The sequence below is a fragment of the Bradyrhizobium sp. NBAIM14 genome (genome assembly GCF_020193895.1).
In the GTDB taxonomy this organism is placed as follows: domain Bacteria; phylum Pseudomonadota; class Alphaproteobacteria; order Rhizobiales; family Xanthobacteraceae; genus Bradyrhizobium; species Bradyrhizobium yuanmingense.
The window spans coordinates 1-404 of sequence record NZ_JADYVQ010000108.1; the positions used below are offsets into that span (position 1 = coordinate 1).

Below are 404 nucleotides of genomic sequence, written 5' to 3' on the forward strand. Positions count from 1 at the left end.
GTCATCGCGCGCTGTTACAGGGCTTGCAGGAAGAAGGGCGCAAGCGCAACTTACCGGTGATGGTGATGCTTTTTGAACCTCAACCACTGGAACTGTTTGCTACCGATAAAGCCCCGGCACGGCTGACCCGGCTGCGGGAAAAACTGCGTTACCTTGCAGAGTGTGGCGTTGATTACGTGCTGTGCGTGCGTTTCGACAGGCGTTTCGCGGCGTTAACCGCGCAAAATTTCATCAGCGATCTTCTGGTGAAGCATTTGCGCGTAAAATTTCTTGCCGTAGGTGATGATTTCCGCTTTGGCGCTGGTCGTGAAGGCGATTTCTTGTTATTACAGAAAGCTGGCATGGAATACGGCTTCGATATCACCAGTACGCAAACTTTTTGCGAAGGTGGCGTGCGTATCAGC

General features: G+C 52.5%; 1 pseudogene. It reads left to right on the forward strand.

Going from position 1 to position 404, the window contains the following annotated elements:
• Positions 1-404 (forward strand): annotated as a pseudogene (locus tag I6F28_RS37230) (bifunctional riboflavin kinase/FAD synthetase); the annotation flags it as partial.